General features: G+C 65.3%; 14 protein-coding genes. 5 read left to right on the top strand and 9 right to left on the bottom strand.

Features of this window, described 5'->3' with window-relative positions; all coding sequences use genetic code 11:
• Positions 1-28: 28 nt before the first annotated feature.
• From ACXMDY_RS05015 to ACXMDY_RS05005, 3 genes are all read right to left on the bottom strand, one after another.
• Positions 29-1,081 carry a long-chain acyl-[acyl-carrier-protein] reductase gene (locus ACXMDY_RS05015; protein ID WP_259701279.1) on the bottom strand — a complete coding sequence of 351 codons (1,053 nt, stop codon included), beginning with the start codon at positions 1,079-1,081 and terminating at the stop codon, positions 29-31.
• Between the two features lie 99 nt (positions 1,082-1,180).
• On the bottom strand, positions 1,181-1,888 hold the full coding sequence (locus ACXMDY_RS05010; RefSeq protein WP_259701280.1) for an aldehyde oxygenase (deformylating): 708 nt from the start codon (positions 1,886-1,888) through the stop codon (positions 1,181-1,183).
• 54 nt (positions 1,889-1,942) lie between these two features.
• Complete coding sequence (locus tag ACXMDY_RS05005) at positions 1,943-2,779, bottom strand: creatininase family protein (protein ID WP_259701281.1); 837 nt, start codon at positions 2,777-2,779, stop codon at positions 1,943-1,945.
• A 60-nt stretch (positions 2,780-2,839) separates the two neighbouring features.
• On the opposite strand from ACXMDY_RS05005, the gene ACXMDY_RS05000 reads away from it, so the two are divergent.
• The 4 genes from ACXMDY_RS05000 (at position 2,840) to ACXMDY_RS04985 (ending at position 6,396) form a co-directional block, all read left to right on the top strand.
• The gene (locus ACXMDY_RS05000; protein ID WP_259701282.1) at positions 2,840-4,177 is read left to right on the top strand and encodes a S1 RNA-binding domain-containing protein; all 1,338 of its coding nucleotides are present in this window, start codon (positions 2,840-2,842) and stop codon (positions 4,175-4,177) included.
• Positions 4,174-5,061, top strand: coding sequence for a Tab2/Atab2 family RNA-binding protein (locus tag ACXMDY_RS04995; protein ID WP_259701283.1), 888 nt, complete (start codon positions 4,174-4,176; stop codon positions 5,059-5,061). The genes ACXMDY_RS05000 and ACXMDY_RS04995 overlap by 4 nt, the downstream gene beginning before the upstream one ends.
• Positions 5,062-5,085: 24 nt before the next feature.
• Positions 5,086-5,919 carry a peptidoglycan editing factor PgeF gene (gene pgeF / locus ACXMDY_RS04990; RefSeq protein WP_259701284.1) on the top strand — a complete coding sequence of 278 codons (834 nt, stop codon included), beginning with the start codon at positions 5,086-5,088 and terminating at the stop codon, positions 5,917-5,919.
• Between the two features lie 114 nt (positions 5,920-6,033).
• Entirely contained in the window at positions 6,034-6,396 is a 363-nt protein-coding gene (locus tag ACXMDY_RS04985) for an AbrB family transcriptional regulator (RefSeq protein ID WP_259701285.1), read from the top strand.
• On the opposite strand, the gene ACXMDY_RS04980 is transcribed toward ACXMDY_RS04985, so the two are convergent.
• Positions 6,335-8,155 (bottom strand): NAD(P)/FAD-dependent oxidoreductase, encoded by a 1,821-nt coding sequence (locus ACXMDY_RS04980; protein WP_259701286.1) that lies wholly within the window; start codon positions 8,153-8,155, stop codon positions 6,335-6,337. The genes ACXMDY_RS04985 and ACXMDY_RS04980 overlap by 62 nt on opposite strands.
• A gap of 302 nt (positions 8,156-8,457) precedes the next feature.
• Between ACXMDY_RS04980 and ACXMDY_RS04975 the strand changes: the two genes are divergently transcribed.
• Positions 8,458-9,264 (top strand): MBL fold metallo-hydrolase, encoded by an 807-nt coding sequence (locus tag ACXMDY_RS04975; RefSeq protein ID WP_259701287.1) that lies wholly within the window; start codon positions 8,458-8,460, stop codon positions 9,262-9,264.
• Positions 9,265-9,412: 148 nt separating this feature from the next.
• On the opposite strand, the gene ACXMDY_RS04970 is transcribed toward ACXMDY_RS04975, so the two are convergent.
• The 5 genes from ACXMDY_RS04970 to ACXMDY_RS04950 all read right to left on the bottom strand — a co-directional run bounded on the left by ACXMDY_RS04970 (position 9,413) and on the right by ACXMDY_RS04950 (position 13,686).
• Positions 9,413-10,552, bottom strand: a complete 1,140-nt coding sequence (locus tag ACXMDY_RS04970) for an ABC transporter substrate-binding protein (RefSeq protein ID WP_259701288.1) — start codon at positions 10,550-10,552, stop codon at positions 9,413-9,415.
• Between the two features lie 93 nt (positions 10,553-10,645).
• On the bottom strand, positions 10,646-10,876 hold the full coding sequence (locus ACXMDY_RS04965; protein WP_259701289.1) for a GIVxVP protein: 231 nt from the start codon (positions 10,874-10,876) through the stop codon (positions 10,646-10,648).
• Positions 10,873-11,256 (bottom strand): thermonuclease family protein, encoded by a 384-nt coding sequence (locus ACXMDY_RS04960; RefSeq protein WP_259701290.1) that lies wholly within the window; start codon positions 11,254-11,256, stop codon positions 10,873-10,875. Before ACXMDY_RS04960 ends, ACXMDY_RS04965 begins: the two co-directional genes overlap by 4 nt.
• Positions 11,257-11,303: 47 nt before the next feature.
• On the bottom strand, positions 11,304-13,157 hold the full coding sequence (gene ilvB / locus ACXMDY_RS04955) for a biosynthetic-type acetolactate synthase large subunit (protein WP_259701291.1): 1,854 nt from the start codon (positions 13,155-13,157) through the stop codon (positions 11,304-11,306).
• A gap of 34 nt (positions 13,158-13,191) precedes the next feature.
• Positions 13,192-13,686, bottom strand: a complete 495-nt coding sequence (locus ACXMDY_RS04950) for a M23 family metallopeptidase (protein ID WP_457767411.1) — start codon at positions 13,684-13,686, stop codon at positions 13,192-13,194.
• Positions 13,687-13,723: the final 37 nt, after the last annotated feature.

The following is a 13,723-nucleotide window of genomic DNA, read 5'->3' as shown; positions in this document are numbered from 1 at the left end:
CGGGGAGAGAAAGGTAAAAACAGGGGGTTCAGAGCATGGCGCCGGCCAGCGAACGGATCCTGGCTGGATCGAGGCCAAGGGGCTTGAAGCCATGGCGACTGGAAGCCGCACCGATCTGCTCCATCGTCTGGGTGGTGATGCGGTTGCGTCCCCAGCTGAAGTTGGTATGCCAGCCCTCGAACTCCAGGAGGATCGCCTCTGCGAAACAGGCAAACATCTGGCGTTTCGGTTGATCCATGTCGGCCACCTCCATCATCTGCCAGTCGATGTCAGTGAAGAACTCAACGATGCCCCCCTTGAGGACGTGAACCCCTTCCGCCTGAATCTTCGAATCGAGGTTCTTGGGATAGCCCCCATCGATCATCAGACAGGGTGATCGGAGCCGCTGCCAGTCGATCGAGAGCGACTGGGGCAAGCTGGCCACCCAGACGACCACATCGGCTTCGGGCAGGGCCTCTTCCAGGGGAAGAATCCTGCCCCCTGCCAAAGACGCCTGCAGATCAAGCAGGCGCTGCTGATGCCTGGCCACAAGCAGCAGTTCACCGACGCCGGTTTTGTCCTGCAACCAGCGGCAGACGGCGCTGCCGATATCGCCGCTGGCTCCGACCACCGCCACCTTGGCTTTGCTGAGATCGATGCCCAGCAGCGGGGCGTTGATCTCGACCTGGCGGCAGATCACCCAGGCGGTGTGGGTGTTGCCGGTGGTGAAGCGCTCCCATTCCAGGGTTGTGGAGCGAATCTGCTGAAACTTGGCCAGATCGAAATTCTCGAAAATGATCGAGGTGAATCCACCCAGGGCCGTGATCGCGATTCCCTGCTTCTGGGCCAGCTCCATGGCGTTCTGGACCTTGCGGGTTGCTGTCTTGAAGCGGGACAGCATCTCCGGCACGAAGCAGGAGTCGATGTAGGCGCCCTCGATGGTCTGGCCGGCAGGGTCAGTGATCGTCAGTTTTTCGACCAGTTGGGGCGGTGCGCTGCACCACATGTCCAGGTCACCCTCGGCGTAGTCCTCGTAGCCAAGGTTCCTTGCCTTTTGCCGAGCCTCCTCGAAGTTGCTGGAATGTCCGATCAGACCAAACATGGAATCTGTACCTCTCGAAGCGAACCAACGTTCGCGGGCCACCTTGTAGTGCAGGCTACCGCTCGGTGTGATCGCTTCAGCAGCGTGCCCCCCCAGGGTTCAGCCGACCAGGGCTGCGGCCGCCATGCGGGCAATCTCCCGGCCGGTGAAGCCGATCTCGGCAAGCGCCTCCTGATAGGCGATCAGGAAGTCCTCGATCAGACCTTCCTTTTCCATCTGGAGCACGGCCGCATCGCCAGCGACCTGATCGAGCATCTGGCGGACCAGAGGCAGATTCTGGCGATTGGCCTGTTCCAGTTCGGTGCGGCTTGCCTCCAGGTTGGCCTTGAGCCATTCTTGCCCGTAGTTCAGGTGGGTGTATTCATCCTTGACCACACCTTCGGTGATCTTGCGGGCAAATGGGTCGGCTACAGGGATGTAGATGTGATAAGCGGCGATGGCGAAGGCTTCAATCAGCAGGGCTTGAATCAGGAGGCAGGTCACCACCTTGCCCTCGGCCAGTGCGGACTGGAAATTGTCGTGGAGCGGGGAGAAGAACTGTTTGGCGAATGGCATGTCAGCAACCACATCCAGATTCCTGGCACAGGCCTGAAACCCTTTCATGTGCTTGAGCTCCATCCGGGCAAGGCGAGCAAGCTCGTCGGCCTGATCGGGAATGAGCGACCCCAGCGACATGTAGTTGTCGTGGGCCTCCTGTTCACCTTCGATCACAATGGCGTTGATGCGGCTGTAGGCATCTTTGTATTCATTGGTGGTGAAATCCGGCAGAGCGTCCAGAAGGGCCGACGTGGTTTCCGCAACGGTCATGACCGCGGTTACTCAGAGATTGATTCAACTGTAACCACCGCCCGACGAATCTGATCACCCCCTCGGCGGCCACTCGCTGCTGAGGAGCCCTCCGAGCAGCTGACTCCAGCCGATCACCAACGCTTCATACAGAGCCTCCCCCAAGGCGGCGCTGGCACTCCGGGCATCCCCGATCACCCCCGAGCTGGAGAGATCTGCCGTGAGCCAGGCGTTCGGCACGGAACCCTCCAGGCTCCAGCCGGCCGGGGCTACTGCCGCGACTTCCCGGCCCAGGCGCCCGTCATGGGGCCGCTGCGGACCGACCAGCTCCGGCGCGAGGTGAAGCATCAGGCTTGTTTCGGCCAGGCCGGCATGGAGACCTTCGTGGCGTTCCGGTTCCGGCAGCAGGGAGGCCACACCCTGCGGCCCACTCCAGAGGAAGCAGGGCAGCACCGCCATGGCTGGCTGTGCGGCCCTGAGTTGCCTGGCAGCGACCTGCAGCAAGGCGATCTGCCCCCCATGGCCGTTGAACAGCACCAACCGGTCGAACCCCGCTCCCGCCAGATCACGGCCCACGGCCATCACCAGAGCAATCAGCGCTTCTGCCGAGAGACTCAGGGTTCCAGGAAATCCTCGATGCTCAGGGGAGAATCCATAGCTGGAGAGAGGCAGCCGCCAGATCGGCAGCGCCTCCGGCAGCCGCTCCAGCACGCCGTCCAGCACCCGTTCGGAGAACAGGCCATCGGTGCCGATCGGCAGGTGGGGGCCGTGCTGCTCCACCGCCCCGAACGGCCAGATCACCGTGCTGCCGGGCCGAGCGGCAGCCCTCTCGATCGCCGGCCAGGGAAGTCTTTCCAGTGATCGCTGCGCTCCGCCAGTTGGTGGGGCGTCGGTCTGGCCGGCCGCATCCATCCTGGAAACCCTCAGCCCGTGATCCTTACAGTGTGGTCCTACCCGAGTTCCGTTGGAACCATGGCCGGATCCGATCAGCAGCCAGCGCGCGATCCCCAGGCCGGATCACAACGGCCGCTTCCAGCTTCCAGCTCTCGCCTGCAACCCCCCACCCCCCTGCGCAAGCCGCTTCAGGTGCTGCACCTCAGCCGCAAGGAGCAGCAACCGGCCCCTGTGCTGGATGAGCCCAATGTTCAACCCAGTCAGGCGGAGTCGCCGGTGCGCGCCACCAATCCCCTCCAGCCCTCTGCACCAGCCCGCTCTGCCCCGTTCCGACCGGGCCAGGGCCACTACGATCCAGCCCAGCCTGCTCCAGATCGCATCGATCCTGAGGATCGGGATGGCGATCGGTTTGAAACGGCCAGCCTGGAAGGCTTGACGATGGCTGATCTGCTGGGCGGCGAGAAGCCCAGCTCCAGAGGCGCCAGCCCTGGGCCGAAGCCTGCCAGCACGCCGGCACGCACGGTCGATGAGTTTGATTTCGACGAGGACGCCTTTCTGGCGGCCCTGGACGAAAACGAGCCGGTTGGGGCCACCGGCGAGGTGGTCAAGGGCGTCGTGCTCACGGTGGAGAGTGATGGCGTCTACGTCGACATCGGCGGCAAGGCACCCGGCTTCATGCCGAAGGCCGAATGTGGCCTCGGCGTCATCATCAACCTCAAGGAACGCTTTCCCAGGGGACAGCCGGTGGAAGTGCTCGTGACGCGCGAGCAGAATGCCGATGGCATGGTCACCGTCAGTGCCCGCGCCCTGGCCCTGCGCCACAGCTGGGACAAGGTGAAGCAACTGGAGAAGGATGGCAAGGTCGTGCAGGTCAAGGTGAGTGGCTTCAACCGCGGCGGCGTCACCTGTGACCTGGAAGGCCTGCGGGCTTTCATTCCCCGTTCCCAGCTGATCAACGGGGAGAACCACGAGGAGCTGGTGGGCAAGACCCTGGGCGCCGCCTTCCTTGAGGTGAACATCGAAACCCACAAGCTGGTGCTCTCTGAAAAGCGGGCCAGCACGGCGGCCCGCTTCCAGGAGCTGGAGGTGGGTCAGCTGGTCGAGGGCCAGGTGGTGGCCGTCAAGCCCTACGGGTTGTTCGTCGATCTCGGCGGCGTCAGTGGCCTGTTGCATCAGTCGTGCATCACCGGCGGCACCCTGCGCGATCTGCGCGAGGTCTTCGACCAGGGCGACCGTCTCAAGGCCCTGATCACCCAGCTCGACCCGTCCCGCGGCCGCATCGGACTGAACACGGCCCTGCTGGAGGGCCAGCCCGGCGAATGGCTGGTCGACAAGGAGAAGGTGATGGCCGAGGCGGAAGACCGGGCCAACCGGGCCCGCAACGGCCTGCGTCAGCAGGAGCAGACCGCCGGATGAGCAAGGCTGCAGCCAGCTCCGTCTCCGCCGACTGGGAGCTGGACTACTTTTCCCGACCGGTGCTGGAGGCCGATGGCAAGAAGCGCTGGGAACTGCTGATCTGCTCCACTCCGGCCTTTGACGCCACCGAAGCGGGGTTTCGCTGGGTCAGCGTCTGTCCGGCCACCAGCGTCAACTCGATCTGGCTGCAGGGGGCCCTCACTGAGGCCCTCGCCGCTGCAGAGCGGGATGGCTACCGCCCCCCCCGGCGCCTGCGCTGCTGGCGGGCCTCGATGCGCACGATGGTGCAGCGTGCTGCCGAAGCGATCGGGCTCGAAGTGGTGCCCAGCCGCCGCTGCTATGCCCTGCTCGACTGGCTGGCAGAACGGGAGCAGCGGGTCTATCCCGAGGAGGCGGGCTATCTGGCGGGCCCGCTGGCGCCGCCACCGATTCCGGTTGCCGCACCGGCTGTGATCCTGCCTGAAGCTGTTCGCGGTGACCGTTGGAGCTGGGCCACCCTCACGGTGGCCGCTCTCCAGGAAGCCTCCGCCTGGGAGATCGGCTTCAGCGGACTGGGAGCTTTGCCGGCCGGTTTGGCAGGTCAGCTTGTTGTTCCCGGCATCCGCCTGTTCAGCGCCAATCGGTCCCTGGCGATCGCCGGCTGGATGGCGGGGCTGGAGCCAGTCCGCCTGGAGATCAACGACGATTCTTTGCTGCTTGAGGCTGCCCTTGAGAACCGCTGGCTGCTGGGCAAGGTGGAGGAAGCGGAGGCTGAAGCGGCCAGGGCCGTCTTTGCCCTCGCCCGCCAGGAGGTGGCTGGCCTGCAGTTCATCGCCGTCCAGAGCACTCCCCAGTCGGAGAGGTTCGATGGTTTCTGGTTGCTCCGCGATCTTCCCGATCCATGACCTCTCCCCAGCAATCCCACCTCCATGGCTGAAGCCGTCGAAGCGCCGTTCGATCGGCCGGATCGGACCTTCAACAGCCTGCCCGGCTGGACCTGGGTGGGGACCTATGGCGGCTATTTCCTCCAGGCTGATCGGCTGGCCGATTTCGAACATGGCTTCTTCACCCGTCAGTGGGGCGGACGGGGCCCGGAGGAACTGGCTGGAGCGATCAGCGCCGGTGTGAGTGTGCACCGCACCCGACAGGTGCATGGCGCGAAGGTGCTCGGGGCCGATCTTGCGACAGGGGAGCCCTGGCCCGCCGCCGATGGCCTGTTCAGCCGGGAAGGTGGTCAGAGCCTCTGGGTCTGCGGGGCTGATTGCACCCCGGTGCTGTTCGCCGATGGCGCCACCGGCCAGGTGTCGGCCTGCCACGCCGGCTGGCGAGGTGTGGCGGGTCGCATCCTGCCGGAAGCGATTGAGCAGATGGAGCGACTCGGCAGCCGGCGCGAGGACCTGCAGGTTGCCCTTGGCCCAGCCATCCATGGCGCGGCCTATCAGGTGCACGCCGATGTGGCCCTGGAGGTGGCGGCCAGCCTGGTTTCGGCAGGCCTACCGGATCTGCTCGATGCCCCAAGCGATCGGCTGGCGAGGCTGGAGCCGTTGCAACGCTGCGGTGCTCTGTCCGACGATCCCCAGCCCGATCGATTCAGGCTTGACATCCGTGCGGCCGCCGCCCAACAGTTGCGGCTTGAAGGCTTGTCCGCCGATCAGATCAGTGTGTGTCCGCTCTGCACGGCTGCTGAGCCATTGCTCTTTCATTCCTGGCGCCGAGATCAGGTCAAGGCCGTGCAATGGAGCGGAATCGTGGCCCAGGCCTGAGCCTCCTCTGGTCATCCTTTCTGGATAGAGAGTTGTGTGTGGATTCCTGTCGCCGCTGGCTTGCCGGATGGCGGATGATCTTATAGAATCCTGAAGATATCTGAACCGTTCAACATGCTTACCGGCGCCGATCTTCTTGCCAAAGTAAAGGAGATGGGAGACGTCAGCAAATCCGAGATTGTACGGGCTTGTGGCTACGTCTCGGCAAAGAAGAATGGCAGTGAACGATTGAACTTCACAGCCTTCTACGAAGCCCTGCTCAATGCCAAGGGCGTGGATTTCAGTTCATGGAGCAAAATCGGCAAGGGTGGTCGCAAGCTCAGCTTCACCACCAAGATTCAGTTCAACGGTAATCTGATGGTGGGTAAGGCTTACACCAGCCTGCTTGATCTCAAGCCGGGTGATGAGTTCCAGATCAAGTTGGGACGCAAGCAGATTCGCCTGATTCCTCTCGGCGCTGACGACGAAGACGAGTGAGGGCAAGCGCCTCCGCCACCTTGATGCCATCGATGGCTGCGGACAGAATGCCGCCGGCATAGCCGGCTCCCTCCCCAGCTGGATAGAGCCCCCGGACATTGATGCTTTGCAGGTTTTCCCCCCTTGGGATGCGAACCGGTGAAGAGGTGCGCGTTTCCACTCCGGTCAAAAGGGCAGTGGCCATGCTGAAACCGGGAATCGTGCGATCGAAGGCAGGCAACGCCTCCCGGATCGCCGCCGCCGCGAAGGCCGGCAGGCAGGCTCCGAGGTCGGCCTGGTTCACTCCAGGCCCGTAGGAGGGCTGAATCAGATCCGCAGCTTCCCCCGTTTCTGCCAAACCCGTGCTGCCGGTGTCGATTGTGGTGCTGGTGCTGGTGCTGGTGCTGGTCTGGGACCCTTGCAGGAAATCCCCCACCCGCTGGCAGGGGGCGCGGTAGCTCCTGCCTCCGAGTGCGAAGGCCTTCGCCTCCCAGTGGCGCTGGAAGGCGATGCCGGCGAGGGGGTCGTTGGCTCCCTGGCCGAAGGGTTCCAGGTCAGCGAGCTGCAGACCCACCACGATGCCGCTGTTGGCATTGCGTTCATTGCGGGAATGCTGGCTCATGCCATTGGTCACCAGATGGCCCGGCTCCGAGGCGGCAGCCACCACCAGTCCACCGGGGCACATGCAGAAGCTGTAGACACTGCGGCCATTGGCGCAGTGGTGCACAAGCTTGTATTCCGCCGCGCCGAGGCGCGGATGGCCGGCGAAGGCGCCCCACCGGGCTTGGTCGATCAGCGACTGTGGGTGCTCGATGCGTAGCCCGATCGAAAAGGGTTTGGCTTCGATCGCCACACCCTGCTCCAGCAGCATGGCGAAGGTGTCCCGGGCGCTGTGACCCACTGCCAGCACCACCTGATCGGCGGCTAAACGGCTCCCATCAGCCAGCCAGACCGCAGCCATCTGCTGGGCCGGGAAGCGATCGTCACCGATGCCGGCGCTGACTGCGCCAGACCGGCCGGCGGGCGGCAGTGTTGTGAGTGGACCTGCTTTGGCTGGGATTGTTTCCAGTCGCACCACCCGGCTCTGGAAGCGGATTTCGCCACCGAGAGCCTCGATCCTGGCGCGCAGGCCCCGCACCACGGTGGCCAGTTTGAAGGTGCCGATGTGGGGGCGATGCAGATGGAGGATGTCGGGATTGGCCCCGCAGGCCACCAGTTCCTCCAGCACCTTGCGCCCATGGTGCTGGGGATCTCGGATCTGGCTGTAGAGCTTGCCGTCGGAAAAGGTGCCCGCCCCCCCTTCGCCGAACTGCACGTTCGATTCCGGATCGAAGGGTCGCTGGTCTCTCCAGAAGCCGAAGGTGTCGGCGCTGCGTTCCTTCACAGCCTTGCCCCGCTCCAGCAGCAGCGGTTTGAAGCCCATCTGAGCCAACAGCAGGGCGGCGAAGTAACCGCATGGACCGGCCCCGATCACGATCGGACGCGGGCGGCCATCCGGGCATTCTGCGGCGCGACCCACAAACCGATAGGTGGCGTCGGGGCTGGGCCGGAACTGGGGATCACGGCCGAGGCGTCGCCGGGTCCCTGGCGATAGGGCGAGGTCAAGATCGAGGCTGTAGCTGAACTGCACGGCGGAGCGGCGACGGGCATCCACGCTCCTCTTCACCACCCGGAGAGCCAGCAGGGCCTCGGCTGAAATGCCCAGGCGATCGAGTACCGCCTGACGCAGCTCCGCGTCGGAGTGATCCAGGGGGACCTTGAGTTCGCTCAGCCGGAACACGCTGCCTGCTCGCCGGTGGAAATGTCACTTCCCCACCATTCCAGCAGCCAGGGCCCAGGTTGCTTCCGGTCGCTGCCAAGCTTGGAGTCACTGAATCCTTTGCAGCCCTGCGCAGCCAGCCCATGGGACTGACCCACTGCCCCCTTTGCATCGGTCTGGCAGTTCTGTGTGCCGTGCGCTTCAGTTCCCATGCACTCCTTGTCTGGCAATGGCGACGGCCGGGCTCTGAGGATCCGCTGGAGGTGCTGCCACGTCCCTGTCCACAGGCGATCTAGGGTCTCGGCTCAGTCCAGGATCGGCCAATGGCCTTGCATGCCACCTATTACGGCGCCAATGGCTGGTTGCTTGAATTCGGTTCGTTGCGGGTGTTGCTTGACCCGTGGCTGACTGGCAGCCTGGAGTTTCCGCCGGGTCCCTGGTTTTTCCAGGCCACCCTGGCGGATCCGTGGCCGGCGCCCGAGCGGCTGGATCTTCTGCTGCTCAGCCAGGGTCTTCCCGACCATTGTCATCCCGCCAGCCTTGCGCTGCTCGATAAGCAGTTGCCGGTGGTTGGCTCCACCACCGCCGCCGTCCGGGCGCGTCAACTGGGTTTCACAGCGGTGACAGCCCTGGCGCCTGGCGACTGTCTGGACTGGCGAGAGCTGCGGATCACTGCCACTGCAGGAGCCCCGGTGCCGCAGCTGGAGAACGGCTACCTGCTCGAGCATGCAGAGGGTCGGCTCTACCTTGAACCGCATGGATTCCTGGCAGCTGAGCTGCCGGCCCAACCCCTCGACGCGGTGATCACCCCTGTTGTCGATCTTGGTTTGCCCGTGGCGGGGGCCTTTGTGAAGGGTCGTCAGGTTTTGCCTGCCCTGCTGGAGCGGTTTCAGCCACGCACCGTTCTGGCCAGCACGGCCGGCGGCACGGCCGAGTTCTCCGGGCTGCTCACCCGTCTCCTCTGGCAGAAGGGTTCGGTGCAGGCGGCGGAAGCCGTGGTCAACGCCCACCAACCCGCCGGTTCGCTCCGCCCGGCTGAGTCGGGTCATGGCTGTCTGTTGATTGATCCTGTGCCCGGCAGGCGCTATGCCCTGGCGACAACGGCGCTCGAGGCTGCCAGGCGCCCCTGAACATGCCAGCCTTGCCTCAGCCATCCCGCGCTGGCTGGCCACCATGCTGTGCTCTGTCTCTCCCTGTAGCACCGGAGTTTGTCCTGCCACAGACCCCCCACGGATCAGCCTGACGGATCAGCCTGAGGGATCAGCCTGGAGGATCTGCTCAGGGACGCTTCAGTGGCTTCAGGGCCGTGAGTTTCCACTCACCGGTGGGAGGATTGGCAGCCGAGAGTTCAAGCCGACTGGCGGCTCCCTTGAGGGCAAGGCTGGACCCTTTGGCGCGGGCCTCCAGAGCCGCACACAGCCCAAGCGCCGGGGTTTTGGCATCGAGCCCGTCCAGGGCCCAGGCCTTCCGCTTGGCGGAGCCGTGGGCGGCGAGGGCGGTCAGCTGGCCGGTGTCATAGCCGGCCGCTTCCACCAGGCCTGGATCAAATCCATGGGCCGATCTGAACGCCTGCTCGAAGCGGTTCCAGCCAGGTCCACGGCTGAGCGGCTCAATGCCCAGCTGGGGATTGGGGCCTGGGGTCACCACTGGAAACGGCCAGACGAGGGTCAGAGTCTCCGGCAGGGATGCACGGGCCACCGCTTTGGCCAGGGGCGATCCGGGGGAGGTCATCACGATCAGCGCTTCAGGTTGATACCAGCCGATGTCGTCGCGTAACCGGTCGAGGCTCGCCTGGTCGGGCTTTTCCATCCCTGTCGGCTCGTTGGCCGGTCCCACCACCCAGCCACCGCCACCGCTGAGGGTCTCGGCCAAGCGGTCGGCCAGGACGACCAGCTCGATGGAGCCGTCATGGATCACCATCGCTTTTCCCTTGTCCTGTTCGATCAGTGCCCGGGCCAGACGATCCGCCTCCATGCTGCGGGCGGGCAGCACTGGCCAGAGTCGATCGGAGCCCGGCTGGCTGGGCAGTCCTTGCAGGGAGATGCCCCGTTGCAGAGGAAGCAACACACTGATCTGGAGCTGTTGCGCCAGCAGGCCGTAGGGCAACAGCGACACGGCCGGAGGTGCGATCAGCAGTTTCGGCAAGGTTCGGCCCTGCAGGAACGGCCTGGGATCCTCCCCTGTCGGCAACCAGCCCAGTTCCAGCGATGGTGGGTTGATGCCGCAAGCTCTGGCTTCGTCCATCGCCAGGCCGTAGCCCCGCCGCAAGCCATCGCCGATGCCAGCCACCTGGCCATCGGCGGGCAGCATCATCAGCACCTGGGCACCGATGGCACCGCTGGCAGCGAGGCTCTGAACGCCGAGCAGGCTGGCGGCCAGACCGAGCGCACCCCAGCGAAGCTTCCCGGGACAGCCCACCTCTGAGGGTGTGCTGGGATCAACCTTTCCCGTGCCCATCATCGATTGCGTCCCGCCGAGGCAGGTTAGTGGTGAGCCTGCAGGCTTTTTCTTTCAAGGCCCATCAGCATCTGGCTGCTGAGCTTCGCCAGGATCCTGCTTGGTCGGCTCCGGCAGCAGCTGGCTGAGCAAACCGGTTGCCATCAGGATCCCCCCCAGGGTCGCCGCCAGGGTCCGGTTCGCCGCCGCCTCTCCCTGGTTCCAGAGGCTCGCCGCCAGAAAAGCGCCACCGAGCAGGAGGCTCGGGACAAGCACGATGCCCTTGGCGGTGCGATTCAGGCTCATGGCGTTGGCGGCGGCTCAGATGCCGGGCAACCCAGGGGAGCGCCGGGCGGGGTCAGGCGGGTGGCCAGACCTTCCCTGACCAGGCCTGTTCCGAGGTCGGCGCCCCCGGGGAGAAGCTTCACCTGGGCCAGCAACACACCATCGACGCTGCCGAGCGGCCTGAGATTCACCTTTGTGCGGCGCGGTAGCGCCCTGCGCAGCCATTCGGTGGCAGCCACGGTGTGGGAAGCATCCACTTCCACGCAACCGAGCCGAACGGGATAGCTGCGATTCTGATCGCCCACCTGGAGCAGATCTGCGCTGCGCACCTGCAGCACTTCAGCGGCCAGGGCCATCGGCGCAGCCGAGAGCATCGTGATCAGGCAGATCGCCAGTGCCATCGACCGGCTCCACTGGCTGAACCATCGCAGGGATCGGCTCGGGGAAGTCAGAGCTTGGCGCCGCAGGTGGGACAGAACAGGTGGGCGCTGATTGTGGTGGACCCACAGGAGCCGCATTGGCGGGTGGTGTCGATTGCCAGCTCCGGATGGCTGGGCAGGCCGACCATCTGGGCATTGCTGGCTCCCGGCGGCACCATCGGGTAGCAGTTTTCGTTGCGGCGCACCCGCACATCAATCAGGGCTGGACCTGGGTGGGCCAGGGCGGTGGCCAGATCCTCCAGCAATCGGTCGCGATCGGAAATCAGCACCCCCCTGACCCCGAAAGCTTCGGCAAGGGCAGGGAAGTCGGGCATGCCGGCCTCCATCTCAGAAGCGGAGTAACGCTCTCCGTAGAAGCTTTCCTGCCACTGGCGCACCATGCCCTGCCAGCCGTTGTTGATGATCACCACCTTCACCGGCAGCTGGTACTGCGACAGGGTGCCCAGCTCCTGGATGTTCATCAGGATGCTGGCGTCGCCGGCCACGCAGACGACCGCATCAGTGGGGTGGGCCACCTGGACCCCGAGGGCTGCCGGCAGACCGAAGCCCATCGTGCCGAGGCCGGCGCTGCTGATCCAGTGCCGGGGAGGATTGTTGAGAAACTGGGCCGCCCACATCTGGTGCTGGCCGACGTCGGTGGTGATGTAGGCATCCGGGGCAAGCTGCCGCAGGGCGATCAGCACTTCCTGGGGGGCGATAGCCCCCTGCGGTTCTGGAATCACCAGGGGATAGTGGGCCTTCCAGCTGTCGATACGATCAAGCCAGGCTCTGGTGCGATGGGTGGCCGGCTCTTCGGCGGAGCAGAGCAGCAGGGCGTTGAGGGCTTCGCGCACATCCGCCACGATCGGCACCTCCGGCACCCGGACCTTGCCCACTTCCGCCGCGTCGATGTCGATGTGGATGACCTGGGCCCTTGGTGCAAAGCTGTCGATCCGGCCGGTGACGCGGTCGTCGAAACGGGCACCGACGGCAATCAGCAGATCGCATTCGGTGACGGCAAAATTGGCATAGGCCGTGCCGTGCATGCCGAGCATGCCGACCGCCAGCCGATGCCGCTCATCGAAACAGCCCTTTCCCATCAAGGTGGTGGTGACCGGCAGGGCAAAACGCTCGGCGAGCTGACGGACCGCCTCGTGGGCTCCGGAGCTGACGGCTCCGCCGCCCACATAGAGGAGGGGACGCCGCGACTGCCTGATCAGCTCGAGGGCCCGCTGGATCTGCTGGGAGGCTGGCGGAGCGGGCAGGCGATACCCGGCGGGAACAACGCTGCCGGGCTCGACCGGCTCGTAGAGAAACTCCTCAAGGCCCACATCCTTGGGGACATCGATCAGCACAGGCCCGGGCCGGCCGCTGGAGGCGATCAGAAAGGCCTCGGCCACGATCCTGCCGATGTCCGCCGGATCCCGCACGACCCAGGAGTGCTTCACGATCGGCAGGGTGATGCCGAAGATGTCGGTTTCCTGGAAGGCATCGGTGCCGATCGAGGCCCGGCTCACCTGGCCGGTGATCACCACCATCGGCACCGAATCCATCTGGGCGGTGGCGATGCCGGTGACCAGATTGGTGGCTCCAGGCCCGGAGGTGCCGAAACAGACACCCACCCGACCGGTGGAGCGGGCATAGGCATCGGCCGCGTGGGCGCCGCCCTGCTCGTGGCGCACCAGAATGTGCTTCAGCCAGCCGCGGCTTTCCGCCTGATGCAAAGCGTCGTAGATCGGCAGGATCGCGCCACCCGGATAGCCGAAGATGTGGCGGACGCCATGCCGGTGCAGCGCATCCATCAGGGCCTCCGCACCCCGGATGGGAGCCGGATAGGACGATTCGGCGGTGGTGGCCGCTGGAGAGAGGGATGTGAGGGTCACGGCAGCTGGGACGCACTCAACCAGAGTCACAACATTAAGGTCTGACCTGGCGCGATGGGCGACTTCTTGCCATGGCGCGCAAGATCGCTGCGGGATCGAGCCAGCGGCCGCGGTGGCTGATCGCCCAGTGCAGGTGCGGTCCGGTGCTGCGTCCGCTCATTCCCACATGGCCGATCAGCTGGCCGCCGCGCACCGGTTGGCCCACCACCAGGCGCAGCCGGCCACTCGTGTAGGTGCGACCGCTGACCTGGCCGGCCAGGTGGCAGTAAAGGTGGCGGTAATCGCCCGAGCGGATCAGCACGCCAAGGCCACAACGCCCATCGCTGAACATCGACTCCACCACCCCACCCCACCAGCTCAGGATCGGCGATCCCAGCGGGGCTGCGATGTCGAGACCGCCATGGTGCTCCTGGATTCCGTCAGGTCCGATGCGGCCACCGAAGGGGCTGGTGTAGGCCAGAAAGCGGGCCACAGGGAACACACCCTGGCGCCAGCTCTGGTCAGCCAGGGCTACCGGAGTGGAGGCCACCAAGGCCAGCAGAGCCAGGCCGGTCAGGCCAAGGCGG

The sequence above is a fragment of the Cyanobium sp. ULC082 genome (genome assembly GCF_977927535.1).
This window is presented reverse-complemented; position numbering and strand designations above follow the sequence as displayed.